We start from the raw sequence: 15,562 nt of genomic DNA on the forward strand, positions 1-15,562 counted from the left end.
CCACTCAGTTTCTAAATCAGTACCTTACTGAAGGTAACCCTCAGGCTGTGACAAACAGATGACATTGATATGACGACTTGAACATCACAGGCAGTTAAATCACTGCTAGAATTCAATTCTCGCTGGGTTTGGTATAAGATACGCGCCCTCGAATTGAATCCGTCTTAAAAATGAGAGTTTAAAAATGCCGTTTGCCTTAGGTCAACGTTGGATAAGTGATACCGAGTCAGAGCTTGGATTAGGCACTGTTGTACAAGTAGAAGGCCGCATGGTCACACTACTCTTCCCCGCCACCGGAGAGAACCGCATGTTCTCCCGCGCTGAAGCGCCATTGACACGTGTAATCTTCAATCCTAATGATACCGTTGAAAGCCATGAAGGCTGGAGTATTACAGTCAGTGAGGTGGTAGAGAAAGACCAGCTAGTGGTCTACCACGGCATTCACAGTGAAACAGGGGAAACCGTTAGCCTACGGGAAACACTACTAAGCCATAATGTCCGTTTTAACAAGCCCCAAGACAGGCTATTTGCCGGACAAATTGATCGCTTAGACAGATTTGGGATCCGCTACCAATGCCAATTGCTGCGCCATAAACTGGCCAGTTCAGATTTGCTCGGATTACAAGGCCCACGAGTCGGACTTATTGCGCACCAGCAATGGATAGCCCATGAAGTCGGCCGCCGCTACGCCCCAAGAGTACTGCTTGCCGATGAAGTGGGTTTAGGTAAGACCATTGAAGCTGGCCTTATCATGCATCAGCAGTTGTTGACAGGCCGCGCCGAGCGTATTTTAGTCATAGTACCAGACACCTTGCGCCACCAATGGCTGGTGGAAATGCTGCGCCGGTTTAACTTACGGTTTTCAGTGTTTGATGAAGACAGGTGCGTCGAAGCTTATGCCGATAATGACAACCCCTTCTATACCGAACAACTGGTTATTTGTTCATTAGAATTACTGCGTAAGAAAAAGCGTTTAGATCAAGCGCTGGATGCCGATTGGGATTTACTCGTGGTGGATGAAGCCCACCATTTAGAGTGGAGCGAAGACGCCCCAAGCCGTGCTTATCAAATCGTTGAAGCCTTAAGTGAAGTGGTACCTGGAGTATTATTACTCACGGCAACACCAGATCAATTAGGCCACCAGAGCCACTTTGCCCGCCTGCGCCTACTAGACCCAGACAGGTTCTACGACTACGATGCGTTTCTGGCTGAAGAGCTAGGCTATCAAGCCGTTGCTGAAGCCGCCGAAGCTTTAAGTAGTGATAAAAAACTTAACGATATTGCAATCAATAGTTTAACTGAACTCTTGTCTGAGAAAGACATCACCCCAAGCCTGCGCTTAATTCAAGCAACTGATGTCGACGCGGAGCAACAACAAGCAGCGCGAGATGGATTATTGCAAGAATTGCTCGACCGTCATGGCACAGGCCGCGTCTTGTACCGCAACAGCCGCGCGTCAGTAAAAGGCTTTCCAAAGCGTATTTTCAACCCGCATCCGCAAACTATGCCGGAGCAATATGTCACCGCAGAGCGGGTAAATGCCATGATGAGCGGTAAAAAGACGCCGCAAGCCAAAGCATTAGAAGCCCTAAGCCCTGAGAAACTCTATCAAGCCTTTGAGAGTGACAGCGCTAGCTGGTGGAAATTTGATACTCGCGTCGATTGGTTGATTGAGTTTTTAAAATCTCATCGCAGTAAAAAAGTGCTCATCATCGCAAGCCAAGCAGAGACCGCCTTGAGCCTTGAAGAAGCCTTACGCACCCGTGAGGGTATAATGGCGACGGTATTCCATGAAGGCATGTCTATCATAGAGCGCGATAAAGCGGGCGCCTATTTTGCCCAAGAAGACGCTGGGGCTCAGGCACTGATTTGTTCTGAAATTGGTTCTGAAGGCCGTAACTTCCAGTTTGCTAGTCACTTAGTCTTGTTCGATTTGCCTTTGAACCCAGATTTACTCGAGCAACGTATCGGTCGCCTCGACCGTATTGGTCAGAAAAATGATATCCAAATTCACCTGCCTTATCTTGAAGGCACAGCCCAAGAAAGGTTAATGCAGTGGTATCACCAAGGGCTAAATGCCTTCGAACTGACCTGTCCAAGTGGTCACGTATTGTTTAATGAGTTTTCAGAAGAACTGACGCAAGTCCTGTGTGAAGACGACGCTGACGCTATGACTCAGCTACTGAACCATACCCAGCATAAATACAAAGAACTTAAGCAAGCCATGGAAAAAGGCCGCGATAAGCTTTTGGAAATCAACTCTCATGGTGGTGCTCGCGCTGCGGCATTAGTTGAGCGCCTTGCCCAAAGAGACAGTGACACTCACCTTGTGGGCTCAGTCATAAGGCTGTGGGATATTATCGGTGTTGATCAAGAAGATAACGGCGAAAACACCATAGTCTTGCGCCCCAGTGAGCACATGCTATTCCCAACTTACCCGGGCCTTCCTGAAGACGGCATCACAGTCACCTTCGATAGGGAAACGGCGCTATCTCGCGATGATATTGCTTTTATCTCAGAAGAGAATCCGCTGGTACAGACAGGCTTAGATCTCATCACAGGTTCTGAAACCGGCACCACTAGCGTCGCCGTACTCAAGAATAAAGCGCTACCCGCGGGTACCTTGTTCCTTGAGCTTATCTACATGGCCGATGCTTCTGCGCCTAAGTCGAGCCAGTTGTACCGTTATTTACCGCCGACACCTATCCGTGTGCTGCTAGATAAAAACGGCAATAACTTGGCCACTAAAGTGGACTACGCCAGCTTCGATAAGCAGCTCAGCGCGGTGAATCGCCATATTGCCAGTAAACTGGTTAATGCTTCGCAGCCACTGCTTCACCCCTTGTTAGCCCAAGGTCAAGAACAAGCCCAGTTAGGCTTAGACGCGCTATTAGTGGATGCCCGAACTAAGATGACAAGCCAGCTCAGCGCTGAACTTGAACGCTTAGAAGCACTGAAAGCAGTCAACCCTAATATCCGTGAAGAAGAGCTAGAATACGTGCGTAATCAGATGGCTGAGCTTCATGGCTATTTAGATGCCAGCCAATTACAACTCGATGCGATCCGCATGGTGCTTGTGAGTCACGTTTAGAGGCTCAAGCCCTTAAAAAGTAACATCTACGTCCTTAAAGGCCCTGCTCCGCAGGGTTTTTTATTGATTAACCTTAACTTGAGCTGAGGTTAATCATATAAGCCCGTTGAGGTTACCCATGGAATTGGCTATGCTCAATACTTTATTTTATAGGGCCTTACCTGCATGCTGACTCGCCTTCACTCAGTTTCTGTTATCTGTCTCTGTGCCTCGATTAGCCTGCTATTGAGTGCTAATGCTAAGGGGCAAAACAGCTATGATTACTTGCCCCAAGATGAAGTCACCAGCATTGAGGTTGAAGGCAAGCCTATGCCCGTATTGGTGCGCCCATGGGAAGGTAAACTGCGCCTTGGCAGTGTGATTATTATCGGCCCCTCAGACAGCAACGCCGATGCTGCAGGCTTTATCAGTCATTTACGTAAATCCCTCAACCCTGAAGGTTGGGCTAGCATTAGTCTAACGCCGCCAAAAGGCCTATATCGTCCAAGTTTTGCGACGGCTGCAGATGAAATCAATAAAGCAGGCGATGGACAACTCAGTGTTAGTGCCTATAAAAATACCCCCCTATACAACTCTGCTCAGTTGCTGGAACTAAGAAACTTCCAACAGGATGCACTGACCAAGAGTTTTACGCCATTACAAGCCCTCAGTGACTCCTATACTGGTCTTAAGATGTATCTGGTCTCTGACGATAGCGCAGGCATTCTCGTCAGCTTATTATTTGATAAGAAAATTCCCGCTCCGGATGTATTAGTCTTGATTAATCCCTATCGTGAACATGAAGATCTTATCGACGAGGCCAGCCGGCGTAAAAGCATCGCTCAGCAATTATTGATGCAACTTTTCCCTGTACTCGACTTACAGTCACCTAATGGTCATCCTGTATCCTTGGCGGATGCAAAGCAAAGGCTCAATGTGAACCAAATTAAATCGACTCGTTTATACCGTCAATATCGACTTAGCTTGAGTTTAGATAACCCCAGCGGCTGGGAAGAGGCTCAAAACTACATAGAGGGGTTTGCGCGCTTTGCTACCGGACGATAACCTTCTGCTTAATATCAAAAAAAGTTACAAAAAAAGCCCAGTGGCTAAACTGGGCTAATTTGAACTTAAACGCTAATTGAACTTAAAAGTTGCAATCATCTACCACCAAGACTGGCGGTTTTTATAAGGTTTTTGCGGATCTTTAGTTTGCCTTAATGCAGCAATAAGACGGTTCTTACCCAGCAATAGTCGTACTTGGCTTACAGACTCACGGCTTAATAAGCTCCGCAGTGAGCCAGTCCAGCTGCGATTAATACTCAATTTAATCGCAGCGCAGGCATCGGGAGAGGTTTGCATTATCTGCTCAGCCAAGGCTTTAGCCCGCGCCATAGGCTCAAGGCTCACCTCAGTCACTAAACCTATTGCGAAGGCCTTCTCGGCATCTATCACCTCTGCGGTATAGGTGAGCTTCAGCGCTTGGTCTTTACCAATAAGCTGCCTTAACCCCGCAAGACCTGCCATATCAGGCACTAGCCCCCACTTCGCCTCCATAATGGATAGCTTGGCATTGTCAGATGCAATGCGAATGTCGGCGCCTAGGACTATCTGCATGCCACCGCCGTAGCAAATCCCTTCGATCACCGCGATAACGGGCACTGGCAGCCTTTGCCAACCTAAGGACACGCGCTGAGCTAAATTTGCATTACCTGGCAACCATTTAAATAATAAGTTCAAGGCCTTACTGGGATCTTTATTGAGACTCTTCACATCAAGTCCTGAACTAAAATTACCTCCAGCACCACTTAAGATAACCAACCTAAGCTGTTTATCTTGCTGTAGCTGTTTGATGACCTTATCTATTGCCTTGAACATATCAAAGTTCAGTGCATTATATTTATCCGGCCGCGACAGGGTTACATACGCTATCCCTTGGTTTTTTTCTAATGTTACTAAGCCACCATCCATGAAATATTTCCTTACTGGTCAGTCCAGTTTTTAGGTTAACACATTTGGCGTAACTGTCGAATAGTTATAACATGGCAAGATATTGACCCGTGTCAAAAACATGTCGCAAGTTCGAAGGTAAGCTAGCTAGGGCTTAATTCCATTAAGGCTCTGCAGTGCGTTATCTCAGTTGTTCTTTATTATTCATATACTTTTATGAATTCGCTAAAGCAAACTTACGGGATTAGATTGATGACAAATTTCGTCATTTTGGCTGAGATAATCAGCCAGATCGAAATTTAGGTGTTATCTTCAATATATCAGGTGAACAAAGGATCAATAGCCACAATGACAATCCCGATATTGATATGTGATGACTCTGCACTGGCAAGAAAACAGATGGCCCGTACTCTACCGAAAGACTGGGACGTGGAGATAAGTTACGCTACCAATGGTGCTGAAGGCATAGAAGCCATTCGAGCTGGTAAAGGCGAAGTGGTATTTCTAGACTTAAACATGCCTGTCATGGATGGCTACGAAGTATTAAAAATTGTTCAACAACAGGATTTACCGGCACTAATCATAGTGGTCTCCGGTGATATACAGATTAAAGCTCACGAAAGAGTGAAGGCCTTGGGTGCTTTGGATTTTATCCAGAAGCCCGTGAGTGCTGATGCCATCAGTAATATTCTACAAGAATATGGCATTTTAACCTTGACCCAAGGCAAGGAGATTGAAGACACACCTATGATCAAAGTTGACTTGCGTGATGCCTGTCAAGAGATCGCCAACATTGCCATGGGCCGCGCAGCTGACCTATTGGCTAAGTTGCTAGATGTGTTTGTATTGTTGCCAATACCCAATGTTAACGTACTCGAAGTGAGTGAATTAACCATGGCACTAAAGTCGACAGCAGAAAGCTCTAAAGTATCGGCTTTATGCCAAGGTTTTATCGGCGCAGGCATTGCGGGGGAAGCATTATTGTTATTCCATGATGCCAGCTTCGATGACATGGCAAAACTGATGAAACTCAATAATCCTCAGGACACAAGTACTGAAATTGAGGTCATGATGGACACAGGTAATGTGTTGATCGGTGCCTTTCTGAACGGCATATCAGAACAGTTAGATATGCAGTTTAGTCAGTCTCACCCTGTGGTGTTAGGCAGGCATTGCACTGTAAATGACTTGATCCACGATAACTCAGAAAAATGGCAACGTACCTTAGCCATGGAGATCAACTATCGTATCGAAGATTATGATATTCAGTGTGATCTATTACTGCTCTTTACCGAAGATTCGTTACCAACAATGAACTTTAAGCTTGGCTACTTACTAGACTAATAAAGGCTGGATACGACTCTATGGCGACTGATCAAAACGCGATGAATGAACTACATTGGCTGATCGATATGGTGCAAACCATAGAGGTTGGCTTGGTAGTATTAGATCGAAACAATGACATCCAGCTATGGAATGGGTTTATGGAAAACCACAGCGGCGTGTCACCAAATTCAATCAAAGGTAAAAACCTGTTCGAGACCTTTCCTAACTTGCCCGCTGACTGGTTAAAACAGAAAATGCAGTCTGTTTACCTATTGAAAAATCGCACCTTTATCAGCTGGGAACAAAGGCCTTATGTATTTGAGTTTAAAAACTATCGCCCTATTACAGGCCGAGCAGATTTTATGTATCAAAACATTACCTTACTGCCTTTATCATCCCTAACAGGTATACATCATATTTGTATTATCATTTATGATGTTACTGATATTGCAGTGAATAAATTGCAGTTGAAGAATGCCAATGAACAGCTGGAATTACTGAGCCAAACAGATGGCTTAACTCAATTACATAATCGTCGTCACTGGCAAGAATGCATGGAACACGAGTTTGAACGCTTCAATCGCTATGCCGATACCGCCAGCCTAGTGATGATAGACATAGATAATTTTAAACAAATTAATGATCAATATGGCCACCCCGCTGGTGACAAGGTGATCCAACATATTGCGCATTTACTTAAAAATGCCCTAAGAGAAACCGACTGTGCGGGACGTTACGGCGGCGAAGAGTTTGCCGTGGTGCTGGCCAAAACTAATGCCAACGATGCTCATCAGTTTACTGAGCGGCTGCGTAAACAAATTGAAACATCTGAAGTTAGCTATAACCAACAAAAAATTAAAGTGACCGTCAGCCTTGGCATTAATGCACTGCAATCAGGAATGGGGACCAGCTCAAGCTGGTTATCTGGCGCCGATAAGGCCCTATACCAAGCGAAACAAGAAGGTCGTAACAAGAGTGTTATCTATATCGAGCAGCAGGGTTAGTCAGCCCTAAGCTAAATTACAGCCAATAAAAAAAGCCCATTTAATTATGGGCTTTTTTATTGGCGGGTATTAAACAACAAGATTAATCTTGCTCTTCCTCATCATCTATTTCGGTTTCATCACCGATAAAGTAAGTGCCCCAACCGTCATAATCCACTTTCTGCTTATGGGCGACCTGCATCAACTGCTCGCAGGCCTTATCTAACAAAGCAACATCTAACTTGTGGTTAGCGATGGCGTCGAAGCAAAAGATTTCAGAGCCATCTTCAAGCTCCATCTCTTCGGCATCATTCACTTCAAAACCGAGTTTGAACGCATCGACAGCGGCTTTTTCCAACTTATCAAAATTGGTCGAAGAGAAATGATGCTCAATGACATACTCGGAATCGGCGTCTGAGCCGTCACCCAACAGTGCTGCAACAATCTCGCGGTTCTCGGCAAACTGCTCTTTTAACTGACGTTCCATAGACATGGATTTTCTCCGTACACAATATTAACAATAACTACGGCAGATTATACGCTATCTTTGGCCAGTGGATCAGCCATTAATAACTTGGCTTCTTGATTCAATTGCTCAAGCCGCGCCGACATCTTGGCGTGCACTTCTGCACAAAAGCTTTTCGCCTCAGCTTTACCTAACCCTTGAGTAGAAATTGGCGCCATCATTTCTACGATCACCACGCCATTGTTCCAACGGTTTAGCTTTATGTGGTTCTGACATGATGCCAATACAGGCACCACCGGCACTTGTGCGGCAATAGCAGTATGGAACGCACCGACTTTGAATGGCAATAAGCCACGGCCACGAGAGCGAGTACCTTCAGGGAAAATCCATACTGATAGCAAATCTTTTTTCATTTTCTCTATGGTTTTCGCCATAGTATCAAAGGCACTGTTACGATTATTACGATCAATTAAAATATTGCCCGATAGCCAATAAATCTGACCAAAAAGTGGCATCCAGGCCAAACTTTTTTTACCTAGGCTAACGGTTCCTTTAGGGACTGCAGAGGTGTGGGTAAATAAATCAAAGTTGTTTTGGTGATTCGACAGATAAATGCATGGAGATTTAACCACGTTAGGATCTATGTATCTGTTGATAACCTTGATGCCAAGTACCGGAGCGACCGCGCCAAAAATGTTTGCAATTACATGGACATTGTCACGGTGGCGAGGCTTTAACAGGCAGTAAATAATTGCAAAAATGAATGCTAAAAACAATAGCACGAAAAGGATGATTGAACGGACAATTAGCAGCACAGCTGACTCCTGCAAAGAAAGTGGCGCCAGTATAGCCAGCTGGCGCCAGGGACTCAATCAATTGTTTACATATGTACGCTCAAATCTGTGACTAAACTCATGCCTTATCACTTTTTGCTGTAAGTAGGTAGGCCAGTATTCTAAATACCAAACCACTGCAGGCCAAAGTGGCAACTATCGCCGCCCCACTGGGTAAGTCACAACTTGCCGAGAGAATTAAACCACTCAAGAAACCAAACAGCCCCACTAAGTAGGCATAAACAAGCCGTTTGCTGCTTGGTAATTTATTCACCGCAAGCGCTGGCAGTATCAAACTACTAAACACTAAGTAAACCCCCACTAACTCCACAGATAAGGTGATCACAATAGCAAACAGAAAGTAAAAACTATTCCCCATTAATAGCGATGGTCTAAGTGCTATCAAGAGTAGCACGCCAATGGACACCAACATGGGCAAGAGTAAATCATCCCAGCTGACCCAGAGGATCTGCCCCGACATCAATTGCTTTAATAACTCGGCGCCATGGGGATCATTTGCCAGCAATAGCATAGCAGCCACTGCGCTGAGTACATAAAAGCAGCCAATAAAAGCCTCGAGCTCAGCCTCAAAATGCTTAGCTAACCAAGCGATAATTCCCGCGCCGCCTAAGGCAAACAAAGCAGGCATCCACACGTGGGCATAGGCTAGGCTCTCAATCCTATGATCTATGTGGGACACTATCGCCCCCAATGCTGCCACTTGAGCGATGGCCAAATCGATAAAAATAATCCCTCTGGCCAAGACTTGCCTGCCCAATAGCACATGGGTTGATAACACTAAAATGCCTGCTGCAAATGCAGGTAATAAGATTGAAGCGAGCTCAAGATCTATCATGGATGTTACTCCCCCAATTGAAGCACAGCACTTTCTACTTCAGTGCTTTTTACTGCATTAGTGAGTATGCCAAGCACACTGTCATATAGGCTGATAAGATCTGTGCTGTCATCGTTTCCCCCCACAGACATAGGCAGCACCAACATAGGCAAGTTAGCGCGCTCGGCAAGCCAAAGCCCGCCACGTTCATCCTGATAAGAAGCCACAACCACAGCCATCACATCACCCATTTTTGTCCGCTCGAGCAAGCTGACTAAATGACTGGTGGTCGGCGCTAAACCAGGCTTAGGTTCAAGATCTGCCACCTGCTCCATCCCAAGCCAGGCAAACAAGTACCTAAAGCTTGAGTGGTAGGCAATAACCTTACGCCCCTGCAATGGCTTAGCCTGTTGCTGCCAGCGCTTCATAGCTAACTGCCAATCACCACTAAAACGCTGAAAATGCTGTTGATACTCAGCTTGATGCTCAATATCGAGACTTATAAGCTTTTGCGTCAACGCCTCGGCAATCTGAAGCATGCGCTCAGGATCAAAGTGCACATGAGGGTTACCTTTCTCATGCACATCACCCATGCTTCTGTCCACTTGAGTCAGCTTATCTAAGGTTTGCACTTGTTCAGTGGCAAAGAACAAACCTTTATCTGTGCTTAAGACCTGGGAGTTAGATGCCTTCATTTGCAACATCGGCAGCCAGCCGATTTCAAGATCGGCTCCGGCGCACACCAGTAAATCTGCCTGCCTCAGCTTAGCAATAAGACTCGGCCTAGCTTGCACTTGATGTGGGTCTTGCATAGCCGTCGTCGCACTATAAACCTTGGCATTGGGCGCCAAGGTTTGCACTAACGCCGCATACTCAGGCTCACAAGCGAATACATTAAGCTCGGCCTTAGCCGAGACACTATAAAATGAGCTTAACGATGCAAATGCGATTAAGCCCAAGTATAATTTTTGCTTAAAATTGATGCGCACTGTGAGCTCCTAACGTCATAACGTACTGTAAACTGAAGATACTATCATCAGTGAAACCATCAAAATTGGTGCCATCTTGATGGGTATACTGTAAGCGCACACTAGAGAAATGACTGCTGTGCCAAGCCAGACTAAGCTCAGTTTCTTTCAACTCTTGTCCGTGCAAATGATCCCCATGAATAGTTTGGCTATCCACTTCACCGTAACGTGCGCCAGCGGACCAACTTGGGGAAAACTGATACACACTACTCAAGTACCAACCTTGATGATAATCCTTACTTTTTCCCTCCGCGTGGCCTTCGTCATGATCCTCACCATGATCATCCTCATGGTGATCGTGCTCCTCGTGATCTTCTTCAGCTAAGGCTGCAATATTATCAACCCTGAAAAACTCGCCACTTACGCTCAAATGTTGGTATTTATAGTTACCATCCGGCGCCCATTTAAATACAGCATCGGCAATATAGGTGTTCTTACCAGTATAAGCGGCGCTGTGACTATGGCCGCTGTGATCATCATGGCTATCTGCGTGCTCATCATGCTCTTCATGATGTTCTAGGTAGGCTTGACCATTTTCATTACGTAGATAGTTAAACCCTAGTTGCCATGAACTAGATAAGCCCAAGTCGCCGCCCCATTTACTAAACGCAGAATAGACACCTACATCAGTAAATTTACGCTCACCATGCTCATCGGCAGCGCGCATTTTCTCGCCTTTAAAGGCTTCTGCCCCTAAGGTCCAATAAACATCGGTTGGTGCCACGTAACTAACTCTCACGCCATCATCAAAATAATGACCCCCAAGAAAGGCACGATACACCGCAGGTCTATCAATAAAAGCATCCGTATGTGAATGTTGGTTATTTAAGTAGCCGACATCGGACAAAAAACGACCGCCACGGACTGAAAAGCCACCCGGCAGCGCCAAGGTTTGAATGAAGGCTTCTTCTAAATTAACCTCAGTGTCACCATCATGGGTTTCTAACACCGCTGTAATTTTGCCGTAGAAGCTATTGTCGATATTGGCGCTCAGCGCAAGTTCAGTCTCCCCAAGACCAAATCCTTCTTCAGTCCCACCAAGCGCGCGGTCACCACTTTGATAATGGCCATTAAGCACACCACTGATATTAGGGTTAGATAAGCTGCCATCGGCGGCAACTGAAACGTTAGAAACACTGGCGCAGGCAAGCGCCAACAGAGAGAATCTGCTTAAAATTTGCATTCGGTTTACTCCAAAAATCATACACTTCCCCCTCAGCAACGGCTGAGGCGAAAAATTAATTAAAATTGTGTTAAGAAATAGAGTAACTAGGTGGGCCACGAGCAAGATAATGAGCAGTAAAACCAACACTATAGGACTTAAGTATAAACTCAAGTACGACTACATCTTGCTTGATAACAGGCAAGGATATGGTTTTACTCTCTAAGAGGTGGTTGAGCTGATGTTGATGAAAGCACAAGGTACAGTGAGTACTCGCGCCATCATCATAGTGCAAGGATTCATGGGCTGAAGAAGCCACAGACAAAAACATCAATAAGGCGCAAAGCCCCATCGATATCACTTGCCTAATGTGTGACTTCATTCTCACGATACTTAACCTTAAAGAAAATACATAAAAATACTGATTCTGCATTCTACTGCAGCCGCTCATTTTTACAATCGACTAAATGTGACAATTTACGTCTAGGACATAAAAGTTATGTCCTTATTACCGCTTTTATCGTTAATAAGCCTAACGCTCCGCATCCTGAGCTTGACGTTTACGCTCTGAAACTTGCCGCAATGCTCTGGCTGAGCTTATCTCTGGTGCTTCTGTAACTAATAAATGGTCCATCAAATGACTCACAGCCAGCACAATGGCGAATAAAATCATTCCAACGCTAACAATTCGGGTATCGAACTCCAGAAAATAGCCCACAAGTCCCGCAGTAACCGCGCCATAAAAGCCTATTAGCTTAAGCCCAGATAAAATTCGGCTACGGCCAAGCCAAGCTTGGCAGTGAGGACATTGGATCTCAACTCCGAGCCCTTTACCTCTGTGGTTTACCTGATTATCCATTTTAATAGACAAATAACAATGAGTGCATTTCACTGACATACTAAAACCTTAAATAACAACATTAATGCCAATAAAATTAATCTAAATAACTGACATGTCCCTGAATATGAGGGCGACGACCTTTAAGGTCTCTTAATTCAAACACTAGGCCTGTATCATTTTCCTCAAAGGCGAAACTGACCTCTGATGGCATAAACACCGGAAGTTTAAACTCAACCTCAACACTAAAACCGCGAGCACCAATGATGGGCATCACTTCAGCTAAACAGCGAGCCTTAGACCACATACCGTGAGCTAGTACCCGCTCAAAACCAAAGCGTTTGGATAATAAAGGGTGTAGATGAATCAGATTATAGTCCCCTGAGGCCTTAGCATATTGACGACCTAAATCATCAGATAAAACCCACACTTTGGCGTTATCCCACGACATATCCCCAGCCCGAGGTGGACGCGCGCGGCGGCCCGCTGACTCAATGCGGTATAAATAAGTCGAACTCGCCTGCCACACTAATTCAGTTCCCACATACACCTTAGAGACCAGTTCAAACTCAAGCCCAGCATCTTTGAGTTCACTACTCGTTAAGGCACACTCTAAACTGACCTTCTCATGGGCTTTCACAGTTCTAAATGACTGAATGCTATTTTTAAGATGGATCATCCCAAGCAAAGGAAACGTCATGGAATTATGGGTAAAAATAACCGCATGCAGACGAAATGCCAGTACATATAAATAGGTCGGCGGCAAAGTATCGCCATCAAAATTAAAACCACACACTTTGGCATATTGAGTCAATTGAGCTGCAGATAAGTCTGCATTAGCGACTCTGACTTGGATTAGCGGTAAAGGTTTCTCATCCCAGCCTGGCTTACGACCAAAAAAGATCTTTCGATACAAGCTAAGTAGCGAAGGCATGTGGGCTAATTCAACATTAAGAGACTGACTCAATCTAAACGACCTTTGATGTTACGGCGAGCTATCCCACCGAGTGTAAATATCCTAGCTAGCATTATACCTAGGCACATGCATATCACTAAACCTTATCGTCAAATAACCCATTAACGCTTATTTGAATACACCTATGATGGTTATGTGCGCTAGCTAGGAAAAAATTGTCTCATAACTGATATACTCAATGTTACATCAATAAAAGTGACTTACTAAGGTGTTGAATAAAAAGAAATATAAACCATACTCATTAGGATGAAATTTATTTATCAGTAAATTACTACCATTTAGTTCTGGGTAATCTAAGCTAAAGAAGCGTGCTATAAATGGGCATATTACTAATATTTTGAGGACAGATTACTCCTCAGGGTTACTGAATTGAAGGATAACTTTAGGCATGAATGTTGAATTTATTAATCCCTTTTTAGCCTCCTTACTCAATGTGCTGTCTACCATGGCCAGCATGAAACTCACCCCTGGAAAGCCTCAAGTAAAGACGCATAATTTAGCTAAAGGTGATATTTCTGGGTTAATGGGCATGGTAGGACCTAAAACTAAAGGATCGTTATCGATCACCTTTGAAGAAGGCCTAATTTTAGAGATCATGGATAAAATGCTGGGAGAAAGGCCTGAGTACTTAAATGATGACGTCAGTGATTTGGTAGGTGAAATAACCAATATGGTTACAGGTGGTGCCAAGAATCTACTCAGCGATAAAGGTTATGATTTTGATATGGCAACCCCTGCAGTCGTGGTAGGTAAAAACCACAGTATTTCTCATAAAGCCAAAGGCAAAAAAATCTTGATGCCTTTTACCCATGAATCAGGTAATGCCTATATAGAGATTTGTTTCGAGGACGTTTAGCTGTCTAGATTTTCGCGCTAAATAAAAAGAGCTAAGCCAATACTTTGGCTTAGCTCTTTTTAAATTTTAACAGCCCGGCGACAACCTGATTAAGAAATCAGGTTAACCGCGACTCTTGGGGTTAATTTGGTCACCAGCTCATAGGCGATAGTGCCGATATGCTCGGCCACCTCTTCTACCGCTAATGCATTCCCCCAGAGCTGCACCGTATCGCCGACGTTATCTTGCGAATCCACACCTAAATCAACAGTTAACATATCCATAGACACTCGGCCAACGATAGGCACTCGGCGACCATTGAGCCACACAGGCGTGCCTTCTGGCGCATTTCTTGGGTAACCATCTCCGTAACCGATAGCAACTACGCCAATACGGGTATCTTTGGCCGCGCGCCAATAGGCACCATAACCTACGCTTTCACCAGCCTGTAGCACCTTCACTGAAATTAGCTGTGATATCAACTCCATCACAGGCACTAAGCCGTGATTGCAGCCTTTATCGCCAACCATTGGCGACACACCATAAATTGCAATACCCGCACGGACCCAATCTCGCTGGCTTTGGGGCCAAAATAGTGTCCCCGCTGAATTAGCGAGACTCCTGTCACCTTCAAGTGAGGCGGTCGCCAATTCAAAAGCATCAATTTGCATTTGGGTAAAACCATTATCAGGCTCATCTGAACAAGCAAAGTGCGTCATCAAATGGATTGGCTTGGCTACATTTTTACATGCTAGCAAACGCTGATAAATTTCATCAAATTCAATGATGCTAAAACCTAACCTGTGCATGCCAGTATCGATTTTCATCCACACGGTAACCGGGGTGGCAAGCTCTGCTTGCTCTAACATTACAACTTGTGAGTCATGGTGCACCACAGTATCGATATGATGCTGGCGCAGTAAGGGTAAATCACTGGCCCTGAAAAAACCTTCAAGTAACAGTAATCTAGCTTCAACGCCGCCGCGCCTTAGCTCTAATGCCTCTTCCAAGCGAGCCAAACCAAAACCGTCGGCGCCATTTTCATAACCCGTGACACTATTAGCAACATTCAATAACCCATGACCATAGCCATTGGCCTTGACCACGGCCATAACTTTACTCTGGGGAGCCAACTCTCGAATCCGAGTCAAGTTAGCTTGTAATGCCTTGCGGCTGATTTCTGCGCGGGGAAAAGGTTTCAACGCTATGCCTTCTATCGACTATCAACTATCAAAAAGGCCGCCAGAAATGACACTAGCA

Annotated in this window: 15 protein-coding genes; 5 read left to right on the forward strand and 10 right to left on the reverse strand. The window is 45.1% G+C overall.

From position 1 onward, the window contains the following. The first annotated feature begins 184 nt into the window (after positions 1-184). Positions 185-3,091 carry an RNA polymerase-associated protein RapA gene (gene rapA / locus H5073_RS02525; RefSeq protein ID WP_182676652.1) on the forward strand — a complete coding sequence of 969 codons (2,907 nt, stop codon included), beginning with the start codon at positions 185-187 and terminating at the stop codon, positions 3,089-3,091. A gap of 165 nt (positions 3,092-3,256) precedes the next feature. Further along, positions 3,257-4,135 (forward strand): DUF3530 family protein, encoded by an 879-nt coding sequence (locus H5073_RS02530; protein WP_182676655.1) that lies wholly within the window; start codon positions 3,257-3,259, stop codon positions 4,133-4,135. A 99-nt stretch (positions 4,136-4,234) separates the two neighbouring features. Here the strand turns inward: H5073_RS02530 and H5073_RS02535 are convergent, their stop codons facing one another. Next, positions 4,235-5,041: a crotonase/enoyl-CoA hydratase family protein gene (locus H5073_RS02535; protein ID WP_182676657.1), complete on the reverse strand. Its 807-nt coding sequence runs from the start codon at positions 5,039-5,041 to the stop codon at positions 4,235-4,237. A gap of 327 nt (positions 5,042-5,368) precedes the next feature. Here H5073_RS02535 and H5073_RS02540 point away from each other — a divergent pair, with 327 nt between their 5' ends. Then, positions 5,369-6,364, forward strand: coding sequence for a response regulator (locus H5073_RS02540; protein ID WP_182676659.1), 996 nt, complete (start codon positions 5,369-5,371; stop codon positions 6,362-6,364). A gap of 20 nt (positions 6,365-6,384) precedes the next feature. Further along, the gene (locus H5073_RS02545) at positions 6,385-7,350 is read left to right on the forward strand and encodes a sensor domain-containing diguanylate cyclase (protein WP_182676661.1); all 966 of its coding nucleotides are present in this window, start codon (positions 6,385-6,387) and stop codon (positions 7,348-7,350) included. 82 nt (positions 7,351-7,432) lie between these two features. Here the strand turns inward: H5073_RS02545 and rraB are convergent, their stop codons facing one another. The 8 genes from rraB to H5073_RS02585 all read right to left on the reverse strand — a co-directional run bounded on the left by rraB (position 7,433) and on the right by H5073_RS02585 (position 13,425). Then, the gene (gene rraB / locus H5073_RS02550; RefSeq protein ID WP_182676663.1) at positions 7,433-7,822 is read right to left on the reverse strand and encodes a ribonuclease E inhibitor RraB; all 390 of its coding nucleotides are present in this window, start codon (positions 7,820-7,822) and stop codon (positions 7,433-7,435) included. Between the two features lie 41 nt (positions 7,823-7,863). Next, the gene (locus H5073_RS02555) at positions 7,864-8,610 is read right to left on the reverse strand and encodes a 1-acylglycerol-3-phosphate O-acyltransferase (RefSeq protein ID WP_182676665.1); all 747 of its coding nucleotides are present in this window, start codon (positions 8,608-8,610) and stop codon (positions 7,864-7,866) included. 97 nt (positions 8,611-8,707) lie between these two features. Further along, a complete protein-coding gene (locus tag H5073_RS02560; RefSeq protein ID WP_182676667.1) occupies positions 8,708-9,484 on the reverse strand; it encodes a metal ABC transporter permease in 777 nt (258 codons plus the stop codon). Positions 9,485-9,489: 5 nt separating this feature from the next. Beyond that, positions 9,490-10,452: a metal ABC transporter solute-binding protein, Zn/Mn family gene (locus H5073_RS02565; protein ID WP_182676669.1), complete on the reverse strand. Its 963-nt coding sequence runs from the start codon at positions 10,450-10,452 to the stop codon at positions 9,490-9,492. Then, complete coding sequence (locus tag H5073_RS02570) at positions 10,436-11,674, reverse strand: hypothetical protein (RefSeq protein WP_182676671.1); 1,239 nt, start codon at positions 11,672-11,674, stop codon at positions 10,436-10,438. The genes H5073_RS02565 and H5073_RS02570 overlap by 17 nt, the downstream gene beginning before the upstream one ends. A 70-nt stretch (positions 11,675-11,744) precedes the next feature. Next, positions 11,745-12,035, reverse strand: coding sequence for an ABC-type zinc uptake system zinc chaperone (locus tag H5073_RS02575; RefSeq protein ID WP_259394801.1), 291 nt, complete (start codon positions 12,033-12,035; stop codon positions 11,745-11,747). A 150-nt stretch (positions 12,036-12,185) separates the two neighbouring features. Beyond that, a complete protein-coding gene (locus H5073_RS02580) occupies positions 12,186-12,551 on the reverse strand; it encodes a hypothetical protein (RefSeq protein ID WP_182676675.1) in 366 nt (121 codons plus the stop codon). A 37-nt stretch (positions 12,552-12,588) separates the two neighbouring features. Beyond that, on the reverse strand, positions 12,589-13,425 hold the full coding sequence (locus tag H5073_RS02585; RefSeq protein ID WP_182676897.1) for a MaoC/PaaZ C-terminal domain-containing protein: 837 nt from the start codon (positions 13,423-13,425) through the stop codon (positions 12,589-12,591). Between the two features lie 430 nt (positions 13,426-13,855). Between H5073_RS02585 and H5073_RS02590 the strand changes: the two genes are divergently transcribed. After that, positions 13,856-14,323: a chemotaxis protein CheX gene (locus H5073_RS02590; RefSeq protein WP_182676677.1), complete on the forward strand. Its 468-nt coding sequence runs from the start codon at positions 13,856-13,858 to the stop codon at positions 14,321-14,323. An 89-nt stretch (positions 14,324-14,412) separates the two neighbouring features. Here H5073_RS02590 and alr read toward each other — a convergent pair whose 3' ends face one another. Then, on the reverse strand, positions 14,413-15,504 hold the full coding sequence (gene alr, locus H5073_RS02595; RefSeq protein ID WP_182676678.1) for an alanine racemase: 1,092 nt from the start codon (positions 15,502-15,504) through the stop codon (positions 14,413-14,415). Between the last annotated feature and the right edge of the window lie 58 nt (positions 15,505-15,562).

The sequence above is a fragment of the Shewanella sp. SR44-3 genome, from assembly GCF_014163735.1.
GTDB lineage: Bacteria > Pseudomonadota > Gammaproteobacteria > Enterobacterales > Shewanellaceae > Shewanella.

Bases quoted from the DNA above. Each gene is read 5' to 3' on its own strand.
- H5073_RS02590 (WP_182676677.1), top strand. From the start codon at position 13,856: ATGAATGTTGAATTTATTAATCCCTTTTTAGCCTCCTTACTCAATGTG.
- H5073_RS02570 (WP_182676671.1), bottom strand. From the start codon at position 11,674: ATGCAAATTTTAAGCAGATTCTCTCTGTTGGCGCTTGCCTGCGCCAGT.
- H5073_RS02585 (WP_182676897.1), bottom strand. From the start codon at position 13,425: ATGCCTTCGCTACTTAGCTTGTATCGAAAGATCTTTTTTGGTCGTAAG.
- H5073_RS02575 (WP_259394801.1), bottom strand. From the start codon at position 12,035: ATGAAGTCACACATTAGGCAAGTGATATCGATGGGGCTTTGCGCCTTA.
- H5073_RS02560 (WP_182676667.1), bottom strand. From the start codon at position 9,484: ATGATAGATCTTGAGCTCGCTTCAATCTTATTACCTGCATTTGCAGCA.
- H5073_RS02545 (WP_182676661.1), top strand. From the start codon at position 6,385: ATGGCGACTGATCAAAACGCGATGAATGAACTACATTGGCTGATCGAT.
- H5073_RS02530 (WP_182676655.1), top strand. From the start codon at position 3,257: ATGCTGACTCGCCTTCACTCAGTTTCTGTTATCTGTCTCTGTGCCTCG.
- rapA (WP_182676652.1), top strand. From the start codon at position 185: ATGCCGTTTGCCTTAGGTCAACGTTGGATAAGTGATACCGAGTCAGAG.
- H5073_RS02580 (WP_182676675.1), bottom strand. From the start codon at position 12,551: ATGTCAGTGAAATGCACTCATTGTTATTTGTCTATTAAAATGGATAAT.
- H5073_RS02535 (WP_182676657.1), bottom strand. From the start codon at position 5,041: ATGGATGGTGGCTTAGTAACATTAGAAAAAAACCAAGGGATAGCGTAT.
- rraB (WP_182676663.1), bottom strand. From the start codon at position 7,822: ATGTCTATGGAACGTCAGTTAAAAGAGCAGTTTGCCGAGAACCGCGAG.
- H5073_RS02540 (WP_182676659.1), top strand. From the start codon at position 5,369: ATGACAATCCCGATATTGATATGTGATGACTCTGCACTGGCAAGAAAA.